The following is a 20,494-nucleotide window of genomic DNA, read 5'->3' as shown; positions in this document are numbered from 1 at the left end:
TTGAATATTAAAAAGATTTTAAAAATTGTATTACCTCTCGTTTTGGGAGGTTTTTTAGTTTGGTATTCTATCTCTGATATTTCTTTAGAAGTTTTAGGAAAGTATTTTAAAGAAGCTAAATATAGTTGGATTTTTCTTGGGCTGTTTTTTGGTATTTTAAGCCACCTTTCTAGAGCTTATAGATGGAAATTTATGTTAGAACCAATTGGTTTTAAACCAAAATTCACTAACAGTGTTTTAGCAGTTTTAGTAGGTTATTTAGTAAACTTAGCATTGCCAAGAGCTGGTGAAGTTTCTAGAGCATTAGTTTTAACAAATTACGAAGATGTTCCGTTTGAAAAAGGATTTGGAACCATTGTTGCAGAAAGAATTGCCGATTTAATTATGATGTTAAGCATTATTGTTATCACACTTTTTGTTCAGTTCGATTTTATTTATGACCTTTTAATTAAAAATTTCAATCCAACAAAAATCATTATTGGTTTAGCAATTTTAATCATTGGTTTTTTTATTTTAACATCCTTTATAAAAAAGGCAAAATCAGGTTTTTTACTAAAAATAAAAACCTTTGTTTCTGGTTTAGTAGAAGGTGTTACAAGCATCTTTAAAATGAAAAATAAATGGGCATTTATCTTTCACACAGTTTTTATTTGGGCAATGTATGTAGCTATGTTTTGGGCAACAATACCTGCAATTAAAGGTTTAAATGTTCCTTTAGGCGGAATTTTAATAGCTTTTATTGCCGGTGGTTTTGCAATTGCTGCAACAAATGGAGGTATTGGTTTATACCCAATTGCTGTTGCTGGCGCTTTGGCTTTGTTCGATGTTCCTACAGAACCTGCAACCGCTTTTGGTTGGATTATGTGGACCGCACAAACTGCAATGATTGTTGTTTTTGGAGGTTTAGCATTTTTACTTTTACCAATCTACAATAAGAATAAATAACTTCGAGTGATTTTTTAAAAAAATTTGTATCAAGAAGTTGGGCGTTACCAAAGGTCGCGCTTTCATTACTCGCTTTTTTATAAAAATAAAAAGAGCTCAAACACGCCATTCAATCGCTAACGCGAGTGTTTGCCAACTTTTAGAGAATTAGAGACGTAAACTCTTATTTTTAAATTTATTATCTTTGATAAAAAGCAACTTCTATGGACTCAGAAGAAAAAAGAAAAACCTTAAATAAACAGAATTCAGAAACAGATAAAAATGTTTTGAATGAAGTAGCCGCTATCTATAATGTTTCAGACAACATCATTTCTAATGAACATAAAAAAATATTAGACCACAGATTAGAACTTCACAAAGAAAACCCAACAAGTGGTAAAGATTGGAATCAAATAAAAGCAGATTTATCAACTAAATATGGCGTTTAAAATCGTCATTAAACCAGAAGCTGAAAAAGAACTTTTAGAAGCTTTAGATTGGTACAATACTAAAAACATAAATTTAGCCGCAGAATTATACAATGAAATTTCAATTGTTTTAGATACAATTAAAGAAAACCCAAATCTATTTCAAAAAAGATATAAAACTATTAGAATTACTTTTACAAAGAGGTTCAGATACGGAATTCATTATACTTTAGAGAATAACATCATTTTCGTTCACGCAATTCTTCATACAAGTCAAAAATCACCAAAATAAAAGTTATTTTTAGTTTATCAATTACAACTGATAAACTTTGTAACTTTGTTACTCTAAAAACCTTGCAACTTATATAAAAATGGCCAGAACCAAAACAACTTTTTTCTGTCAAAACTGTGGAACGCAACATGCAAAATGGGTAGGACAATGTGGTGCTTGTAAAGAATGGAATACCATTGTAGAAGAAGTAATTCAAAAAGAAGAAAAACGAGTTTGGAAACAATCTACAACTGCAAAACAAACCGTAAATAAACCGTTAAAAATTGCAGACATTCAGCTAAACCCAGAAGAAAGAGTTGTTACCAACAACAACGAATTAGACACTGTTTTAGGTGGTGGCTTGGTAAAAGGTTCTGTAACACTTTTAGGTGGAGAACCTGGAATTGGTAAATCGACTTTATTATTACAAGTTGCTTTAAATATTGGTCAAAAAGTATTGTATGTTTCTGGTGAGGAAAGTCAATCTCAAATAAAAATGAGAGCAGAAAGATTAGACGCTAACAGTTCTAATTGCCTAATTCTTACAGAAACCAACACACAAAATATTTTCAAAAACATTGAAGAAACTGAACCAGAAGTTTTAGTAATAGATTCTATACAAACATTACACACAAGCTCTATAGAAGCTTCTCCAGGAAGCATTTCTCAAATTAGAGAAACTGCTGCAGAATTAATTAAATATGCCAAAGAAACTGCAACTCCGGTTTTATTAATTGGTCATATTAATAAAGATGGAAACATTGCTGGACCAAAAATTTTAGAACACATGGTAGATGTTGTTTTACAATTTGAAGGCGACAGAAATCATACGTATAGAATTTTACGAAGTCAGAAAAACAGATTTGGTTCTACATCTGAATTAGGAATTTACGAAATGCTTTCTAACGGATTAAGAGAAATCTCAAATCCATCAGAAATTTTAATTTCTAAAAAAGATGCAGATTTAAGCGGAACTGCAATTGCAAGTACTTTAGAAGGCATTAGGCCTTTAATGATAGAAGTACAAGCCTTGGTTTCTACAGCTGTTTATGGAACACCTCAGCGTTCTACAACAGGTTATAATTTAAAACGATTAAACATGATTTTAGCGGTTCTAGAAAAAAGAGCTGGTTTTAAATTAGGTGCAAAAGATGTCTTTTTAAATATTACTGGAGGAATAAATGTAGATGACCCTGCGATTGATTTAGCGGTTGTTGCTGCAATTCTATCCTCTAACCAAGATGTTGCCATTAACCCAAATGTGTGTTTTGCTGCAGAAGTTGGTTTGGCAGGAGAAATAAGGCCTGTTTCTAAAATAGATCAAAGAATTACAGAAGCAGAAAAATTAGGATATAAAACATTAGTCGCATCTAAATACAATAAAATATCATCTAAAAACCACGGAATTAGATTGGTTTTAGTTGGTAAAATTGAAGAAGCTTTTGCTACTTTGTTTGCTTAGATTTTAACAGATTCGCTAACTTAAGACAATTATAACGTTGTATTAATACTAAATCAAGCTCAGCACAAATGACTTTTAATCGGCGTTAGAGAAGTTAGGTTTTTTGCTGCAAAAAATCAACAAGTAAAAACATCTGTTTTTTAATAAATTAGCTAGCTAGCAAACAAGTTTAGCCCTGATTGAACGGTTTGTTTGAGCTCTTTTTTGTTTTCACAAAAAAAGCGAGTAGTGAAAGCAGGAAATAGCTTCTAAAAAAATTATCTTTTAATTTTCCCTGAAGTATTACCTCCCATTAAACTTGTTACATTATCTACAGAAACCATATTTACATCACCTACTACTGTGTGTTTAAGCGCACAAGCAGCTGTTGCAAAGTTTAATGCTTGTAAATCATTATCGTAATGTAAAAGACCATAAATTACACCAGATGCAAAGGCATCTCCTGTACCAACACGATCTATTACATGCGTAATATCTAGCTTATCTGCTTTAATAAAGTCTTTACCATTATACATTTTACCTTGTATTTGCTGATGAGAAGCACTAATAGATTTTCTTGTTTTTCCAACAACTTTTTCTATTCTTGGAAATTTTTCCATTAATAATTTCGCTGAAGAGCTAAAGCCTCCTCCTAATTCTCCAAGCCCAAACATTTCATAAACACCTCGATTACTTGTAATTACAATATCAGTATTTTTTACTAATTCTGGCATTACTTCTTGCATGGTTTTTCCGTATTTCCACATATTTTGACGAGAATTAATATCACCTGAAACCTTAATTCCCATTTTATTGGCAGTTTTAATGGCCTCTAAACAACACTGAGCTGCTCCTTCTGAAACAGCTGGAGTAATCCCTGTCCAATGAAACCAATCTGCTCCTTCTAAGACTTCTTCCCAATTTATCATATCTGGTTTTATCAAAGAAAAAGCAGAACCCTCTCTTTCATAAATTACTTCACTAGATCTATGTACAGCACCTTTTTGTAGAAAATATTTACCTAACATGTTATCTCCATAAATAACGTTTACAGTACCTAACCAATGTTTACGTAGAAATTGTGTAGCAGCTTTACCTAGCGCATTATCTGGAAAACGGGTAACATGAGCAGCTTTCATGCCCAAATAACCACAAGAAATTGCAACATTAGCTTCTCCTCCACCATACACCAAATCGAATGATGTTGCTTGAGAAAACATTGTGTAGCCAGGTGGTGATAAACGCATCATTACTTCACCAAATGTTATCAGTTTTTTATCCATTGTATTTAGTTTTGTTTCTATTAATTTATTCTGTTTGAAGATATCTAAAAAATACTAAACTCACAAAAAATATTGAATTCGAGAATTAAAAAGTAACAAAACTATAGTAATAAAAAAACCGAGCAAAAATGCTCGGTTTTAATCAATTTTATAAAGATTCTGAAACGAGTCTCAGAATAAATAATTTATTTTTTATTTACTGCTTTAATGTACTTATCTAAAGCCATTGTCATAGAAGGTGTTTCTGGTGAAGGTGCAGTTATATCGCACTTTAAACCAGCTTCTGTTGCTGCTCTTACTGTAGAATTACCAAATACAGCAATTCTTGTATCGTTTTGTTTGAAGCCTGGGAAATTCTTAAATAAAGAATCAATTCCTGAAGGACTAAAGAAAACTAAAACGTCATAAAAAACATTTTCTAAATCTGATAAGTCACTCACTACTGTTCTGTATAAGTCTAATCTTTTCCAGTTTACACCTAACTTATCTAATTCTGCAGGAATTAAGGGTTTTAATTTATCTGAACTTGGCAATAAGAACTTTTCAGTTTTATGCTTCTTAATTAATTTTGTTAAATCAGGAAATGTTCTAGTACCAACATAAATTTTACGTTTTCTGTACACTACATATTTTTGTAAATAATAAGCTACAGCTTCAGACTGGCAAAAATATTTCATTGCATCTGGCACTTTAAAACGCATTTCTTCAGCAATTCTAAAAAAATGATCTACAGCATTTCTACTAGTTAAAATAATTGCAGTAAAATTATTTAAGTCAACTTTTTCTCCTCTAACTTCTTTAACAGTCATTCCTTCTACATGAATAAAAGGCCTGAAATCTATTTTAACTTTCTGTTTATCAGATAAATCAAAATAAGGAGATGTTTCTGTTTTTGGTTCTGGTTGAGATACTAAAATCGTTTTCACTTTCATATGCTTTCCTTTTGTAGTTAAAACAGCAATTTAAACAGTATAAATAGCGGTGCTATTTCGAAGGCGCAAAGGTACAAAATAAAATAAAACAACTCACTAAAAATCAGCTTTTTATTACTAGCAGTGTGAATTATGAAGCGAACTGAAAATAAAACTGCTGAAAAATAAACTAAAAAAAGAGTGTTTAATTGCGAATATTCCACTAAAACAACACCTATCAGTAGCGTAAATGAAACAGAATACAAATAAAATGACTTAGAAGCTAAAAAGAATTTTACTTGGTTTTTTATCTTAAATAGAAGAGAAAATAAGACTTCTAACAACCATTTAACAGCAAAATACGAGAAAACAAGACTTAAAATTTTCAAAAAAGTATAAAATCCTTGTTCAACAGAGTCAACATAAAACAGAATTATCTTATACATTGATAATGAAATAACTAACATCGAAAAAAGAAAAATTACACTTTGAAATAGATTAAAAACAGAATAATTTTCTTCAATTTCAGTTTCAATAAAACTATTATTTAATAATGAAGTAGCACTTCCTTTTAATCTCGTAATACTTAATCCTTTTAAAAGAAAGACACAACCCAGTAAGAAAACCAATAATATGGTAATCCAATTAGTATCAATTATTGTTCTTTCTAATGCTTGCACCTTTTATTGTTTTGGTAAGATTAACACAAAATTAGTAATTAAATAATGTATATTTGCCTTCTTACTACATGAAATTTAATTTATGTCAGACGCACTAGTCATTATCCCCACTTACAACGAAAAAGAGAATATAGAAGTTATCATAAGAGCTACTTTTAATCAAGAAAAAGAGTTTCATATTTTGGTTGTGGATGATAATTCTCCTGATGGGACTTCAGAAATTGTAAAAAAGTTAATTACTGAATTTCCAAATCGCCTTTTTTTAGAAAAAAGACTAGGGAAAAATGGTTTAGGAACTGCATACATACATGGTTTTAAATGGGCAATTGCAAAAAAGTATGATTATATCATAGAAATGGATGCCGATTTTTCTCACAATCCAAAAGATTTAATTCGATTATACAATGCTTGCAGCAAAGAAGGTGGAGATGCATCTGTAGGATCGAGATATGTAAAAAACCAAGTAAATGTTGTTAATTGGGATATGAAAAGGCTTTTACTTTCTTATTTTGCCTCTAAATATGTACGTTTTATAACTAGAATTCCTGTTTTTGATACCACTGCTGGTTTTGTTTGCTGGAAAAGAGAAGTTTTAGAAACTATACAATTAGACAAAATAAAATTTATTGGTTACGCTTTTCAAATTGAAATGAAATTTAAAGCATGGAAACATGGTTTTAACATAAAAGAAGTCTCTGTTGTTTTTACAGACAGAACTTTAGGAACTTCTAAAATGAGTGGAAACATTGTTTCTGAAGCTTTATTTGGAGTGATAAAAATGAGATTAAAAGGATTGCCAAAGTAGAAATGTCATGAGTGAAATTTCTTTAAGGATAGCCAATATAGATGACTTACAAATTCTTTTAGCATTTGAGCAAGGTGTCGTAGAAGCTGAAAAACCTTTAGATCCTTTTTTAGGCAAAGGACATTTAAATTATTACAATATACCAGAATTAATTGCTGCTGAACATATTCATTTTTTAGTGGCAGTTTCAAAGAATGAAGTTGTTGCTTGTGGCTATTTAAGAATAGATAATTCTAAAATCTATCAAAAAAACCCACAATATGGTTACATCGGTTTTATGTTTGTAAAACCATCTTTTAGAGGACAAAAAATAAGCAATCTAATTTTAGATTCTTTAAAAAAATGGGCAAAAGAAAAGGCTCTTAAAGAATTAAGGTTAGATGTGTATAACAATAATATTGGAGCAATAAAAGTTTACGAACGTTTTGGGTTTGCCAAAAGTTTAGTAAATATGAGAATGGATATTTAAGAAGAAAAAATGGCAAAATCAACTTTAATAAAAAATGCAAGAATCGTAAATGAGAACAACACTTTTATTGGTGATGTTTTAATTGAAAACGAAATCATAAAGGAAATTTCATCAGAAATAAAAGCAACAAAAAATGTTGAAGTTATAGACGCTGAAGGTAAAACTTTAATTCCTGGTTTTATTGATGATCAAGTTCATTTTAGAGAACCTGGTTTAACGCATAAAGCAAATATTGCTACAGAAAGTAGAGCTGCTGTTGCAGGTGGAATTACTACTTTTATAGAAATGCCAAACACAGTTCCTCAAGCTACAACACAAAATTTATTGGAAAATAAATTTAAAATTGCTGCAAACGATTCTTATGCAAACTATTCTTTTATGTTTGGTGGAACAAACGATAACTTAGATGAGTTATTAAAAACAGATCCTAAAAAAGTAGCCGGAATTAAATTATTTTTAGGTTCTTCTACAGGAAATATGTTAGTAGATGATGAAGCTGTTTTAGAAAAGATATTTTCATCAACAAAAATGATTATTTCTGTTCATTGTGAAGATGAAGCTACCATCAGAAAAAACACTCAAGAATTTAAAGACAAATATGGAGATGATATTCCTGTAAAATATCATCCAATAATTAGAAGTGAAGAAGCTTGCTATTTATCTTCTTCTAAAGCTATTGAATTAGCAAAGAAAACTGGCGCAAGATTGCACATTTTTCATTTATCAACTGCTAAAGAAACTGCCCTTTTTAGAAACGACATTCCTTTAGAAGAAAAACAAATTACTGCAGAAGTTTGTATTCATCATTTATGGTTTTCTGATAAAGATTATGAAGAAAAAGGAACACATATAAAATGGAATCCTGCTGTAAAAACGGAAGCTGATAAACAAGGTTTATGGAAAGCGCTTTTAGATGACAGAATTGATGTATTAGCAACAGATCATGCGCCTCATACTTTAGAAGAAAAAACAAACGTATACACAAAAGCGCCAAGTGGTGGTCCTTTAGTACAACATGCTGTAACCGCTATTTTAGAAAAAGTAAAAGAAGGTGTAATTTCAATTGAAAAAGCAGTTGAAAAGATGAGCCATAATCCTGCAAAATTATTTCAAATTGAAAAACGTGGTTTTATCAAAGAAGGTTATTATGCAGATTTAGTTTTAATAGATACTAACAAACCACAAACTGTTTCTAAAGAAAATATTTTATACAAATGCGGTTGGTCTCCTTTTGAAGGAACCACTTTTTCATCTACAATATCTCACACATTTGTAAACGGACATTTAATATATAATAATGGTATTTTTAATGATGAAATAAAAGGAAAACGCCTGACTTTTAATCGTTAATATGAAAAAATTAAGCTACTTACTTCTATTTATTTTCTTGGTTTCTTGCACAAGTAACACTATTTTTAAAAAGCCAAAAGACTTAATACCGAAAGATACTATGAGTCTTTTAATGCAAGATATGATAATTGCATCTTCTGCTAAATTTGTAAAAAACAAAAACAACCAAAAGAAAATTAGTTACATGGCTTTTATTTATGACAAATATAAAATTGACAGTTTACGTTTTCAAAACAGTAACTTTTACTATACTTCTAAAATAGATTTATATGAAGAAATTATAAATGACGTAAAGATAAAAATCGATGAAAAAAAAGAATTTTATTCTAAAATAAGTTCAGAACTAGATTCAATTAGAAAAGATTCTTTAAATATAATAAAAAAGAAGAAAAGATTTCGATTAGACTCTATTAAAAAGACTAGTACTAATTACATTAATTACTGTTATTTACCTAAAACAAGTATAGAGAATGATATTTTCCCTAAGTTAGAAGCAGATTCAATATCAAAACCACATAAACCTATTCTTAAAAAAGAGATCCTGCAAAAAAAAGAAATTATTAAAGAAGATTTTTAGAATATTTTGCTGAAGTTTCTTTTATTATTTCATTAATATTCTGAAACTTAAAATTAAGCGCTGTTTCAATTTTTTCTGATGAATATTTTGAAATTGAGTGCGCACTTCTTGCAGAATATTTACTTAAAAAAGGTTGTTTTCTTGTAATTGTAGATATTACTCCAGAAATTCTCCAAAATATAGAAGTTTGCCACGATTTTATTTTTATTGAAGGTTTCTTTTTACCCAAAGAATCTGCAATAGAGAAGAAAATCTCTTTAAATGATTTGTTTTCAGCAACCAGAATAAAACGTTCGTTTTTAATATTAGAATTCATTAATAAAACCATCGATTTTACAACATCTTTTACACTAACAAAACCCGTAATTCCTTCTGTATAAAATTTAAATCCATTATAAACTTGGGTAAATAATTTACCAGATCCAGATTGCCAAAAACCACTACCTAGAATAACTCCAGGGTTTACAATTACAACCTCAACTCCTTCTTGACTTGCACGCCAAATTTCCATTTCTGCGCCAAATTTGGTAATAGAATATCCACTATTATCTGCTTCTTTATTCCATTCGCATTCTTCATTAATTAAAGCTCCGTTTAAAGAATTTCCAATAGAAGCAATAGAACCTACAAAACAGATTTTGCTAACTTTTGCATCAATAGAAAGGTTTACAACAATGGCAGTTCCATGAATATTTACTTTGCGCATTTCTCTATAATCTTTCGGATTAAAAGAAATTAATGCTGCACAATGATATACTTTATCAATATCAATAAAAGCAGGAATCATAGAAGGAACATCTGTAATATCTGCTTTAAACCATTCTATTTTAGAAATTAGAGTTTCATCATCAGTATAAAAAGAAAAAACCTCTTTTACTTTTTCAATTCTTTTTTCAGAACGATAAATAGCACGTACTTTTTCATCATTTTTAATTAAATCATATAATAAATGAGCGCCAACTAAACCTGTACCTCCAGTAACTAAAATCATGCAACGAATTTAGTATATTTTACTCGATAAACTTTGATACTTAAAACAAATAAGTTTTCAGGTTTTTAACTAGTTATTTTACCCTTTATTTTCGTTAAAATTTAAAACCATAACTACTACTATGCCTGAAAATTTTGCCTTTATAAAGAATAAAATATCTGCCTTAAAAATTCTCAAAACTTACTAGCTTTAAGTATATTTGCCAACTGATAAACAGAATACAATGAAGAATTTTATTGAAGAATTAAAATGGAGAGGAATGTTGCACGACAGCATGCCAGGAACTGAAGAACATTTACTAGAAGAAATGAGAAGTGCCTATGTTGGTTTTGATCCAACTGCAGATTCTTTACATATTGGTAATTTAGTACCAATTATGTTGCTTGCTCATTATCAAAGATGTGGACACAGACCTATTGCTTTGGTTGGTGGTGCAACTGGTATGATTGGAGATCCTTCAGGAAAATCTGCAGAACGTAATTTGTTAGATGAAAAAACATTACGTCATAACCAAGAATGTGTAAAAGGACAATTAGGTCATTTTTTAGATTTTGAATCTGATGCAAAAAATGCTGCAATCTTAGTGAATAACTACGATTGGATGAAAGATATTTCTTTCTTAGATTTTATTAGAGATATTGGTAAACACATTACTGTAAATTATATGATGGCTAAAGATTCTGTAAAAAACAGAATTAGTTCTGAGTCTAAAGACGGAATGTCTTTTACAGAGTTTACCTATCAAATGGTGCAAGGTTATGATTTCTTACATTTATTTAAAGAAAATGCAACTACAATTCAAATGGGTGGTTCTGATCAGTGGGGAAATATTACTACAGGAACAGAATTAATTAGAAGAATTGGTAACGGAAAAGGATATGCAATTACATGTCCGTTAATTACAAAATCTGATGGTTCTAAATTCGGAAAATCTGAAGGTGGAAATGTTTGGTTAGATGCAAAAAGAACTTCTGCTTATAAATTTTACCAATATTGGTTAAATACTTCTGATGAAGATGCAGAAAAGTATATAAAAATCTTTACTTTTTTAGATGAAGAAACTATTAATTCATTAATTGAAGAACATAAAGAAGCGCCACATGTACGTGTTTTACAAAAACGTTTAGGAGAAGAAGTAACCGTTTTAGTTCATGGAGAAGAAGAATACAAAAAAGCAATTGCTGCTTCTAATATTTTATTCGGAAAATCGAATGCAGATGATTTAAAATCTTTAGACGAGCAAACGTTTTTAGATGTGTTTGATGGTGTACCTCAAGCAACAGTTTCTAGTACAGATATTGAAGAAGGTTTAGATATGATTGGAGCTTTAGCAGCAAAAACAAACTTTTTAAAATCGAATGGAGATGCAAGAAGAGCATTAAAAGAAAATGCTATTTCTGTAAATAAAGAAAAAGTAAAAGAAGATTATAAAATATCTAAAGAAGATTTAATTGCAAATAAATATGTGTTATTACAACGTGGTAAAAAAACATATTATTTATTGATTGTTGAGAAATCTATTTTTTGAGATTCCTTCACATAATAAAAAAAGAGCTGAATTTTATATTCAGCTCTTTTCTTTTTTAGGGTTTAATATTATTGATTAATTATTTTTTGCCAATTTTCATCAGCTTTCACTTTCAATTCTTCAGCTCCTTCTTCTTGCCATAATTCTAAAGTATTTGTTCCCCAAGAATTATAGAATAAATATAATTTATCGTCACGAATTTCAAATGTTTTTGGATCTATAGAAACTTTTTCTCCTTTTACTCCAATTGCATATGCACAATACCCTCCATAAGCAGGAACATATTTTTCTGGTGATTTTTTAAACATTATTAAATGCTCTTTTGATGCAAACTTAAATTTTACACCATCATAATTAGCAATAAACATTTTGTCTCCTTTTTCTGCTTTGTTATTAAAATAACCAACAACATCATACCCTTCTGCAACAAAACCTTTTTTTAAGTTGTAATTATCACTTTGCCCAAAAGCTGAAAATGAAATTAGTATAATAAGTAATCCTAGTTTTTTCATTTTTAATTTTTTGTGTGTTTTAATCCTTCCCAGTTTTTATCTGCTTTTACTTGTAATTTCGGAGTATTCCCTTCTTGCCAATCTTCTAATTTACTACCAAAAAAAGAGCTATAAAATAAATACAATTTACCGTCTCTAATTTCGTAAGCTTCTCCATCAATATACATTTTGGTGTTTTTTTCTGCAACTGCATAAGCACAATAACCACCATATTGAGGCACATATTTTTTTGGATTTTCTGCAAACATTTTTAAATGTTTCTCAGAAGAAAATCTAAATTTAGCACCATCATAAGTTGTTATAAACTTGTTTTTTCCTTCAACAGGTTTTTTATCCACAAAATAAGAAACCACATCAAAACCTTCTGCTACAAAGCCTTTCTTAGTATTGTAATCTATTTTCTGCGCAGATAAAAGAGTAGATACTCCAAAAAATAGTAATAAAATATATTGTTTCATTCGATTGGTTTTTATCCATAGTCGAAGAAATTTTTAATTAATTACAAAGAAATGTAATCAACAACTTTTTATAAAGTCTTTTAAAGTTGAAATTAACAAATCTTTATTTTCAATATGACTCATATGTCCGTCAGGAAAAACAACAAATTCAGAATTTGTGTTTTTTGCTTCTTCTAAAGAAGTTTGGTAATCTAAAACAGGATCTTTCTCGCCAATAATTATCAACTTCTTAAAAGAACTCTCTTTTAAAAACTGATTTTCATTTGTGCGGTTTTTCATTCCTTCATTGGCAGCAATATAACCTTGAACAGAAGTTTGTAAGGCTTCCTTTTTAACCGCTTCAATTTCGTCTTTAAATTTTAATACATTTTCTTGATGAAACAAATTTGAAACAGACATTTTTACCATCGTTTCAAAATTATTCTGCACCATTTTATTGGCTCTTGTTCTCAAGTTTTTTCGTTCTTTAAAATCTTCAAAAGAAGTTGAATTTAATAAGCATAAGCCCTTTGTTTTAGAGGGATTCATTTTGGCAAAAGCCAACGCAACATAACCTCCTAAAGAATGGCCAACCAAAATATATTTTCGAATTCTTAAATGTTTTAAAACAGCTTCAACAGTTTCTGCAAACAACTCCATAGAATGCACATATCCTAAACAATCTGATTTTCCATGACCTAATAAATCAATAGTAATTACCCTGTTGTTTTTTATTAATTCAGGCTTAATTTTATCCCACATTGTGGAATTCTCTAAAAAACCATGAATTAAAACAACAGCAGCTCCCTTTCCTTGATCAGAATATGAAATTTGTGCATTTTTAAAGGTGATAGAATTTTGCATGTAGCAAAAATATGTATCTTTAAGTCTTTAAAATAATTTTTCAAAAATGAAATTTCAAAAAGCACTTATTTTAACATTCTTGTTTGCAACAACAAGTTTTTTTGCCCAAATTGAAGAACAAGTTTTAGACAATTTAGTAAAAGAAACGCTCACAACTTTTGATGTTCCTGGTATTTCTGTCGGAATTTTAAAAGACGGAAAAATAGTTTATGCAAAAGGTCATGGAGTTCGTTCTTTAACCAACAAAAAAGACATGAACGAAAACACTTTGGTTGGTATTGCTTCTAATAGTAAAGGTTTTACTTGTTTTGCTTTGGCAATGATGGTTGATGCTGGTAAACTAAACTGGGATGATAAAGTAAGAAAACACATTCCAGAATTTCAACTTGCAGATGCTTGGGTAACAGAAGAATTTACGGTGAGAGATTTAGTAACTCACAGAAGTGGAATGGGTTTAGGCGCAGGGGACTTAATGTTTTTTCCAGAAGGAAATGACTTTAAAACAAAAGACATTATTAACAATGTAAAACACCTAAAAAGAGCATCTTCTTTTAGAAGTCAGTTTGCTTATAACAACAATATGTTTATTATTGCTGGTGAAGTTTTAAAACGTGTAAGTGGTCTTTCTTGGGAAGAATTTATTGAAACAAATATTCTGAAACCTGTTGGAATGAACAATAGTAAAGCATCTTACAATAGAGTTAAAAACCACAAAAATATTGTTGATGCACATACAAGAGCAGAAGGAAAAGTGATTCAAATTCCTCATGATTGGAGCGAAACTGCAAATCCTGCAGGAGGAATAATGAGTAATATAAAAGACATGCTTACTTGGGCAAATTTTTTAATGAATGATGCTGTTACCAAAGAAGGAAAACGATTATTAAGCGAACAACAATTTGATGAATTATGGCAATTACAAACGCCTTTAAAAGTTAGAAAAAACGATTCTTACAATTCCAACTTTAGAGGTTATGGATTGGGTTGGTTTTTAACTGATGTAAAAGGTGGTTACAAACAAGTATATCACACAGGTGGTTTGTTAGGTACAGTAACACAGTTTACCATGATTCCAGATTTAGATTTGGCAATTGTAGTGTTAACCAACCAAATGAATGGAAGCGCATTTAGCACAATTACAAACACTATTAAAGACACCTATTTAGGGTATGAAAATAGAGGTTGGTTAAAAAAATACGGAACAAATAATACCAATTATTTAAAATATAATGATAGCATAAAAACTAGCGTTTTTGCAAGAACTGTTATTGCAAAAAAGAATCAGAATTTACCAAAACCAAATCAAATTGTTGGTACTTATAAAGATAATTGGTTTGGAAACGTAATCATTTCTCATAATGGAACTTCTTACAGTATAAAATGTGAGCATTCTTCGAAATTATTTGGTGAATTATTACCATACAACCAAACAACATACGTTGCAAAATGGAATAATAGAAGTTTTGATGCAGATGTTTTTGTACAGTTTTCTTTTGATGAAAAAGGAAATGCAACTGGTGCAAAAATGAAATACATTGCACCTATTACTGACTTTAGCTTCGATTTTGGCGATTTAAACCTTAAAAAACAATAATAATTTTGATTAAAACAAAAGATATTTGGATTGCTGGTTTTGCACTTTTTTCACTCTTTTTTGGAGCAGGAAATTTAATTTTACCTCCAACTTTAGGGGCAAAATCTGGAGCAGATTGGTGGATTGTTGTATTAGGTTTTGTGCTAACAGCAGTAACAATTCCTATTTTGGCGATTTTTGCACACGCAAAATTACAAGGAACTTTGTATGATTTTGGTAAGAAAGTTTCTCCTATTTTTAGCACAGTATATTGTATGCTTATTTATGCAATCGCCATCGCAATTCCATCACCAAGAACAGCAGCTGTTACACATGAAATGGCAATTCAACCATTTTTTGAAACTCCAGCTATTGTAACCAGTATTCTTTACTTTGTATTGGTTTTTATTTTTGCTGTAAATCGTAATAAAATAATTAGTTTAATTGGTAAATTTTTAACGCCAATTATCGTTTTAATTCTATTGATAATTATTTTTATTGCTGTTTTTACATCTTCAGGAACTGTAAATCCATCAACATTTACAACACCATTTGTAGATGGTATATTAGAAGGATATCAAACCTTTGATGCCATTGGAGGTGTAGTTGTTGGAGCTGTAATCATTATCTCTTTAAATTTAAAAGGTGATGATAGTTTTGAAGACAGAAAAAAACTAATTACTAAAGCAGGAATTATTGCTGGGGTTGGGTTATTGCTAATTTATGGAGGTTTAATTTTAAGTGGCTCTTTACTTTCTTCAACATTTGCAGAAAATGCTTCTAGAACAGATATTTTATCTAGTTTAAGTACACAAACTTTAGGAAACTTAGGAACCACTTTTTTAAGTGTTTTGGTGGCTTTAGCATGCTTTACAACTGCTGTTGGTATTGTAACAGGAACTGCAGATTATATAAAAGGAATTTGCAAAGATTCTAAACAAGCATTTATAATTACTGCTGCAATTGCTTGTGTAATTGGCGTTATTGTGGGTAGTTATCAAGTAGATTTTATCATCACTTTAGCAGTACCAGCTTTAATGTTTTTGTACCCAATAACAATTGTATTAATTCTATTAAATATTGTGCCGAATAAATATGCTTCTAAATTAGTTTTTAGAAGTGTTGTTTTAGTAACTTTTATCTTTAGTATTCCAGACTTTTTAGGGTTTATTATACCAAGGGAAAACTTAGTTGGAATTAAAAATTTAATACCATTAGCAAATTCTAGTTTAGGTTGGGTAATTCCTGCTTTTTTGGTTTTTGTTGGATTGAATTTAGCAAAAAAATAAATTAAGCAGATAAAAGAATTTTATTTTTTTCTAAATCCCTTTCTGACCAAAGAATGTAATCTGCATTTTTAGATTTCAAAGCATCTAAAAATTCAGTTTTAACCTCTTTTTCAAAATCATTTATAATTGCAATTGCATTTACATTTTTTTTTGTACTTTTTTCCCTAACAGGTTTTATATCATCCCAAGAAAAGAGAAAGCTAGGTAAATTTGATTTATTTATAACATTAAAGGATTTGATAACTATTTCTTTATCTTTTCGGGCAATTTGAAAATCAAAATTAAATTCTAATCCAGTTTCTCCTTTAGATATGAAATCAGGAGTATAAATTATATTTTCAGAATCTAAATAACTACGAACATCTTCTTTAAAAATAGAAGATACTTGATGTTTTGACAAAACATATAAATCATTAATTTCAATAATAGCAGATAGAAAATTATGTTTACATTGAGAAAATTTTTCAATATTAGATTCAATTACTAATTCATCATTTTCAAACTTCACACCATAATTTAAAAGTATAGAATCTAGTATATTCCTTCTTCTTTTAGAGCCTTGAATATGTAAACCTTGAAGCTCCAAATTAGTCATTGTCTCTCCATTGTCACTTAAAATTAAATTAGAACCTTTTTTTTGAGCATATATTTCAATTGTATCATTGAAAGCACCTACAAATGGAGTATTGATTAGAAACCAATCTGTATAATCATCTTTCTGGATAAAAGTTTTTTCTTTTAACCAGTTATAATATTCGTCTACATATGTATTTGCCCAATTCAAAGTATTGCTTGTTGTATGTTTAGTAAAGATTTTAAATTTATTTTACGAGCAAAGTTAAATATTAATTCTGATAAGTCGGAAGGTTGTGTTATTTCTTTAACAGGAAAATCAATATCTATTAAAGGAATAGCCCAAGCCAAATCTCTATATCCTTCAACGTAGATATGCATATGAGGTTCAGTTGGTTCAAACCATTTATCTGCATAAGGCTCTAAAAAACTTGGTAAAGTAGATTTTACAGTAGCAGGATTATGATGACCTCCTTTATAATCTATTCTTAATAAACCAATAAATGAATTACTTTCCATATGGTGAATTGAAGTTTTAAGAATAATTTTCTGATTTGTAGTAATTTCTAACCAAAACCCATAATCAGAATCTTGATGAGAAATTAATTCAATTCTATTTTTCTTTTTTGATAAATCTATTGTTTGATTTGGTTTACTTAAACTTTTTTCTAAATTCAACAGATATTGAGCTTCTTGATTTGATAGCATTTTTAGTTTATAACAAAATGAATATGACCTCAAAAAATAAACCTTCATTTTATTCAAGGTTTATTCCTGAGTACAATTTTTCCATAAATATAATAAAATTTAGATTGATTAAAACGACGAGCATTTCTATTTGCCCTTTTTTAGTGTTTACATACTCCTTTTTCTAATTCAATTTCATTTAAAGTTTTCCAAACTTCATGTTTAAATTCCTTTGGAGAAAAGGTAAATAAAAGCACAGTTTTTTGTGTCTTTATACAAAAATGACTTTTAATTTTTACGTTTAAAGTAAATCGTTTATTGGTTGCAAAACGATCGTAAGTATGTACTTTTCCTTCATAAAAAGTAACCGATTTATTTCTTTTAATTTTAGAAACTGTTGCAGTTGCTATTCGTTTGTCGTTTTTATTAGTTACATCAACTCTATTTAAACTATTAAAATATTTTTCTAAATCTAGTTCTAATTCACTTGTAGAAATTTTTCTATTTACATCTATACTCCAAGCATAGGTATAAGACCAAAAAAAAGTGTGTTCTGGTTTGATCCAACCATTGGGTGGAAATCTTATATCTCCAACTCCAATATAATCCATATCTCTTGCAGGAAAACGAATTACTTCTTGTCCCCAAGTAGAATCAATTTTATTAAATTGAACTCGTTGTTTTGTCCGAAAGTAAAAATTGAACAAAAAAAGAATATTGAAATATATATTATCTTTTTCATAGCTATTAGATTAATTACAAAGTTTTTCATTCAGCTCCAGTTCGTTTAAAGTTTTCCAAATTTTATGTCGTTTTTCTTTTGGTGATAATCGAAAAATGATAATTGTTTTATTATTATTCTCACAAAAAGTTTGTTCTACTTGTATATTAACTGTAATTATTTTTCCTGAATAAAAACCATCAAAAAAAGTCATTTTACCATTAAAAGTATGGTCATAGTTTTTAATAAAACTAACTTCTGGATCAGGGAAATCTTTTGCCCAATGATTGGGTTTCATTAAACCATCAAAATAACTTTTAAGATTATATTCGAGTTGTTTTTTACTTAAATTTTCTTTTGCTTCAATACTCCAAGAAATTACCAAAGACCAAAATTGATCACTCTTTTTATCTGACCATTTTGGAGAAAAAAGTAGTTCTTCAAAACCTTTTAGTTTTAAATTTGGTGCCCAATCTATTGGGAATTTAATAATTTCTTTTTTCCAATTCTTAGTATTTTTTAAAATTGATAAATCTTCTTTTTCTTGACCTAAAACAGAAATTAGTTTAAAAAAAAATAACAATTACACATAACGTTTTATTCATTTTTAAAAATTTAATTTGACTTTAAAAGAAATAGCATCAGAAATAATCTGATCTTTTATACTTGTTTTTCCTTGCGATTTATAGGTAATTTTCCAATCTGTTCTATCAATTTTTAATCTAGTTTCTAATTGTCTTTTTTCATCATTTTGCTTTCCTACAAAAAAGACAGAATTTGTAATTTTATTAATGGTTAAATCTGCAGTAATTTGTACATAACCATCACCAACATATTTTATATTTGTGAAAACAATTTTTGCTGTTGGGTTGCTTTTAACATCAAAAAAATCTTTGTGTTTTAAATGCTCAATAAGGTCATGTACCCAATTTTCTGTCTCGTTAGATTTTAAGGATGTCATATCAATTATAAAACTACCACTCGTAATTTTACTGTCTTTTACAACAACTTCTCCTTCTTTAAAATTTACGGTTCCATCATGACTTCCAAAGTTAAATAGTTTGCTTCCTTCCCAAATAATAGTAATGGTTTTAGTGTTTAATTTTATTTTTTCTTGTGCATCTATTTGTAAAGTAAAATAACACATAAAAATTAGTAAAGAGATTTTTTTAATCATAAAAATATTTTTTAAGTTTGATGTAAAACTATCTCTACATCAGAAAAAAAGTGTCAAAAAAATGTAAAAGAAGTGTCAACAGTTGTAAAAATTGACGGATTTGTTGGTTATTTGTATTCAATATGAGTAAAAAGAATATTTTTAGAGTCTTACTTTTAGCAATTGCTGTTTTTGGTTTTTTAAATTTTTCATCACCCAAAAATGAAAATGAAGATTTTTCTGAAAAAGTAAAAGTTGCTTTAAGAGAAGTTGGAAATCAATTATTGTTATCTCAAAAAGACTCGAGTTCTTTAGTGCTTCCTGTTAAAGAAATCGACGAGAATAAATTTTCTCTTTCTTTTGAAAAAAAACTCTCTTTTGAACCCAATACTTTAGTAATAATTATTAGAAACGTTTTTCAAAAAACATCTTTATCAAAAAAGTATAGAGTAGCAGTTATTCGTTGTTCTGACAATGAAGTTGCCTATAGTTATGAAATACACGAATTAGAAGAGCAAACTATTATTCCTTGCGCAGGAAGATATTTACCTGAAAATTGCTATTCTGTAAGAGTAAATTTTCTAAAAGAAACAAATCAAACTTCTATCATAAAAATTATTTTTTATACACTTTTTTTAATCGCAATTTTATGGTTGATGTATTTCGTCTTCACAAAAAAGAAACCTTTACAAAAGATTAAACCTAAAAATAAAAACTCTATTAATATTGGGAGCTTTCAATTTTATCCAGAGCAGAATAAATTGGTTAAAAAAGCAGCCGAAATTCCGCTTTCTAAAAAAGAATGTGAGTTGTTAGAAATCTTTGTAGCCAACCCAAATCAAGTTATAAAAAGAGAAGAACTTACCAAAAAAGTTTGGGAAGATAATGGTGTTTTTGTGGGTAGAAGTTTAGATACGTATATTTCTAAATTGAGAAAAAAATTACAAGAAGACAAAAACATTAAACTAACAAACATACATGGAGTTGGTTATAAATTAGAGGTAAAATAAAAGACGAACATTTC

Annotated in this window: 24 protein-coding genes; 12 read left to right on the top strand and 12 right to left on the bottom strand. The window is 29.0% G+C overall.

The window, feature by feature from the left end:
• The 4 genes from PHEL85_RS11890 (at nucleotide 1) to radA (ending at nucleotide 3,085) form a co-directional block, all read left to right on the top strand.
• Nucleotides 1-945, top strand: a complete 945-nt coding sequence (locus PHEL85_RS11890) for a YbhN family protein (RefSeq protein WP_036825264.1) — start codon at nucleotides 1-3, stop codon at nucleotides 943-945.
• A 203-nt stretch (nucleotides 946-1,148) separates the two neighbouring features.
• Nucleotides 1,149-1,373: an addiction module protein gene (locus PHEL85_RS11885; RefSeq protein ID WP_036825262.1), complete on the top strand. Its 225-nt coding sequence runs from the start codon at nucleotides 1,149-1,151 to the stop codon at nucleotides 1,371-1,373.
• Nucleotides 1,363-1,644: a type II toxin-antitoxin system RelE/ParE family toxin gene (locus PHEL85_RS11880; RefSeq protein WP_036825260.1), complete on the top strand. Its 282-nt coding sequence runs from the start codon at nucleotides 1,363-1,365 to the stop codon at nucleotides 1,642-1,644. Before PHEL85_RS11885 ends, PHEL85_RS11880 begins: the two co-directional genes overlap by 11 nt.
• Before the next feature lie 79 nt (nucleotides 1,645-1,723).
• Nucleotides 1,724-3,085: a DNA repair protein RadA gene (gene radA, locus PHEL85_RS11875; protein WP_036825257.1), complete on the top strand. Its 1,362-nt coding sequence runs from the start codon at nucleotides 1,724-1,726 to the stop codon at nucleotides 3,083-3,085.
• A gap of 257 nt (nucleotides 3,086-3,342) precedes the next feature.
• Here the strand turns inward: radA and PHEL85_RS11870 are convergent, their stop codons facing one another.
• The 3 genes from PHEL85_RS11870 to PHEL85_RS18345 all read right to left on the bottom strand — a co-directional run bounded on the left by PHEL85_RS11870 (nucleotide 3,343) and on the right by PHEL85_RS18345 (nucleotide 5,938).
• Nucleotides 3,343-4,347 (bottom strand): sugar kinase, encoded by a 1,005-nt coding sequence (locus PHEL85_RS11870; protein WP_036825256.1) that lies wholly within the window; start codon nucleotides 4,345-4,347, stop codon nucleotides 3,343-3,345.
• Between the two features lie 185 nt (nucleotides 4,348-4,532).
• Entirely contained in the window at nucleotides 4,533-5,279 is a 747-nt protein-coding gene (locus PHEL85_RS11865) for a uroporphyrinogen-III synthase (RefSeq protein ID WP_036825254.1), read from the bottom strand.
• A 17-nt stretch (nucleotides 5,280-5,296) separates the two neighbouring features.
• A complete protein-coding gene (locus PHEL85_RS18345) occupies nucleotides 5,297-5,938 on the bottom strand; it encodes a DUF4271 domain-containing protein (RefSeq protein WP_036825253.1) in 642 nt (213 codons plus the stop codon).
• 82 nt (nucleotides 5,939-6,020) lie between these two features.
• Here PHEL85_RS18345 and PHEL85_RS11855 point away from each other — a divergent pair, with 82 nt between their 5' ends.
• From PHEL85_RS11855 to PHEL85_RS11840, 4 genes are read left to right on the top strand one after another with little or no spacing between them, the layout of a single operon-like run.
• Nucleotides 6,021-6,743 (top strand): polyprenol monophosphomannose synthase, encoded by a 723-nt coding sequence (locus PHEL85_RS11855; protein ID WP_036825252.1) that lies wholly within the window; start codon nucleotides 6,021-6,023, stop codon nucleotides 6,741-6,743.
• A gap of 7 nt (nucleotides 6,744-6,750) precedes the next feature.
• The gene (locus PHEL85_RS11850; protein ID WP_036825249.1) at nucleotides 6,751-7,212 is read left to right on the top strand and encodes a GNAT family N-acetyltransferase; all 462 of its coding nucleotides are present in this window, start codon (nucleotides 6,751-6,753) and stop codon (nucleotides 7,210-7,212) included.
• A 9-nt stretch (nucleotides 7,213-7,221) separates the two neighbouring features.
• Nucleotides 7,222-8,562: a dihydroorotase gene (locus PHEL85_RS11845; protein ID WP_036825247.1), complete on the top strand. Its 1,341-nt coding sequence runs from the start codon at nucleotides 7,222-7,224 to the stop codon at nucleotides 8,560-8,562.
• 1 nt (nucleotide 8,563) lies between these two features.
• Entirely contained in the window at nucleotides 8,564-9,139 is a 576-nt protein-coding gene (locus PHEL85_RS11840) for a DUF4296 domain-containing protein (protein ID WP_081965133.1), read from the top strand.
• Here the strand turns inward: PHEL85_RS11840 and PHEL85_RS11835 are convergent.
• Nucleotides 9,123-10,130 (bottom strand): NAD-dependent epimerase/dehydratase family protein, encoded by a 1,008-nt coding sequence (locus PHEL85_RS11835; RefSeq protein WP_036825246.1) that lies wholly within the window; start codon nucleotides 10,128-10,130, stop codon nucleotides 9,123-9,125. The genes PHEL85_RS11840 and PHEL85_RS11835 overlap by 17 nt on opposite strands.
• A 223-nt stretch (nucleotides 10,131-10,353) precedes the next feature.
• Between PHEL85_RS11835 and tyrS the strand changes: the two genes are divergently transcribed.
• On the top strand, nucleotides 10,354-11,658 hold the full coding sequence (gene tyrS / locus PHEL85_RS11830; RefSeq protein WP_036825244.1) for a tyrosine--tRNA ligase: 1,305 nt from the start codon (nucleotides 10,354-10,356) through the stop codon (nucleotides 11,656-11,658).
• 68 nt (nucleotides 11,659-11,726) lie between these two features.
• Here tyrS and PHEL85_RS11825 read toward each other — a convergent pair whose 3' ends face one another.
• From PHEL85_RS11825 to PHEL85_RS11815, 3 genes are read right to left on the bottom strand one after another with little or no spacing between them, the layout of a single operon-like run.
• A complete protein-coding gene (locus PHEL85_RS11825; protein WP_036825242.1) occupies nucleotides 11,727-12,170 on the bottom strand; it encodes a YHS domain-containing (seleno)protein in 444 nt (147 codons plus the stop codon).
• A 2-nt stretch (nucleotides 12,171-12,172) separates the two neighbouring features.
• Nucleotides 12,173-12,628: a YHS domain-containing (seleno)protein gene (locus tag PHEL85_RS11820; RefSeq protein WP_036825241.1), complete on the bottom strand. Its 456-nt coding sequence runs from the start codon at nucleotides 12,626-12,628 to the stop codon at nucleotides 12,173-12,175.
• Between the two features lie 57 nt (nucleotides 12,629-12,685).
• The gene (locus PHEL85_RS11815; RefSeq protein WP_036825240.1) at nucleotides 12,686-13,471 is read right to left on the bottom strand and encodes an alpha/beta fold hydrolase; all 786 of its coding nucleotides are present in this window, start codon (nucleotides 13,469-13,471) and stop codon (nucleotides 12,686-12,688) included.
• A gap of 46 nt (nucleotides 13,472-13,517) precedes the next feature.
• Here PHEL85_RS11815 and PHEL85_RS11810 point away from each other — a divergent pair, with 46 nt between their 5' ends.
• Together PHEL85_RS11810 and brnQ are read left to right on the top strand one after the other, a co-directional pair.
• Complete coding sequence (locus PHEL85_RS11810) at nucleotides 13,518-15,065, top strand: serine hydrolase (RefSeq protein WP_036825237.1); 1,548 nt, start codon at nucleotides 13,518-13,520, stop codon at nucleotides 15,063-15,065.
• A 5-nt stretch (nucleotides 15,066-15,070) separates the two neighbouring features.
• Nucleotides 15,071-16,333, top strand: coding sequence for a branched-chain amino acid transport system II carrier protein (gene brnQ / locus PHEL85_RS11805; protein ID WP_036825236.1), 1,263 nt, complete (start codon nucleotides 15,071-15,073; stop codon nucleotides 16,331-16,333).
• Nucleotide 16,334: 1 nt separating this feature from the next.
• Here the strand turns inward: brnQ and PHEL85_RS11800 are convergent, their stop codons facing one another.
• The 5 genes from PHEL85_RS11800 to PHEL85_RS11780 form a co-directional block, all read right to left on the bottom strand.
• The gene (locus PHEL85_RS11800) at nucleotides 16,335-17,117 is read right to left on the bottom strand and encodes a DUF1829 domain-containing protein (RefSeq protein ID WP_036825235.1); all 783 of its coding nucleotides are present in this window, start codon (nucleotides 17,115-17,117) and stop codon (nucleotides 16,335-16,337) included.
• The gene (locus PHEL85_RS11795; RefSeq protein ID WP_036825233.1) at nucleotides 17,114-17,614 is read right to left on the bottom strand and encodes a DUF6978 family protein; all 501 of its coding nucleotides are present in this window, start codon (nucleotides 17,612-17,614) and stop codon (nucleotides 17,114-17,116) included. Before PHEL85_RS11795 ends, PHEL85_RS11800 begins: the two co-directional genes overlap by 4 nt.
• A 140-nt stretch (nucleotides 17,615-17,754) precedes the next feature.
• The gene (locus tag PHEL85_RS11790; protein WP_036825231.1) at nucleotides 17,755-18,300 is read right to left on the bottom strand and encodes a hypothetical protein; all 546 of its coding nucleotides are present in this window, start codon (nucleotides 18,298-18,300) and stop codon (nucleotides 17,755-17,757) included.
• 45 nt (nucleotides 18,301-18,345) lie between these two features.
• Nucleotides 18,346-18,897 (bottom strand): hypothetical protein, encoded by a 552-nt coding sequence (locus PHEL85_RS11785; RefSeq protein WP_036825230.1) that lies wholly within the window; start codon nucleotides 18,895-18,897, stop codon nucleotides 18,346-18,348.
• A 24-nt stretch (nucleotides 18,898-18,921) separates the two neighbouring features.
• The gene (locus PHEL85_RS11780; protein WP_036825229.1) at nucleotides 18,922-19,491 is read right to left on the bottom strand and encodes a YceI family protein; all 570 of its coding nucleotides are present in this window, start codon (nucleotides 19,489-19,491) and stop codon (nucleotides 18,922-18,924) included.
• 122 nt (nucleotides 19,492-19,613) lie between these two features.
• Between PHEL85_RS11780 and PHEL85_RS11775 the strand changes: the two genes are divergently transcribed.
• Entirely contained in the window at nucleotides 19,614-20,480 is an 867-nt protein-coding gene (locus tag PHEL85_RS11775; RefSeq protein ID WP_036825227.1) for a winged helix-turn-helix domain-containing protein, read from the top strand.
• Nucleotides 20,481-20,494 lie beyond the last annotated feature (14 nt).

Source organism: Polaribacter sp. Hel1_85, from assembly GCF_000766795.1.
In the GTDB taxonomy this organism is placed as follows: Bacteria; Bacteroidota; Bacteroidia; order Flavobacteriales; family Flavobacteriaceae; genus Polaribacter.
The sequence above is the reverse complement of the archived record's forward strand: the minus strand, read 5'-3'. Positions and strand labels throughout refer to the sequence as shown.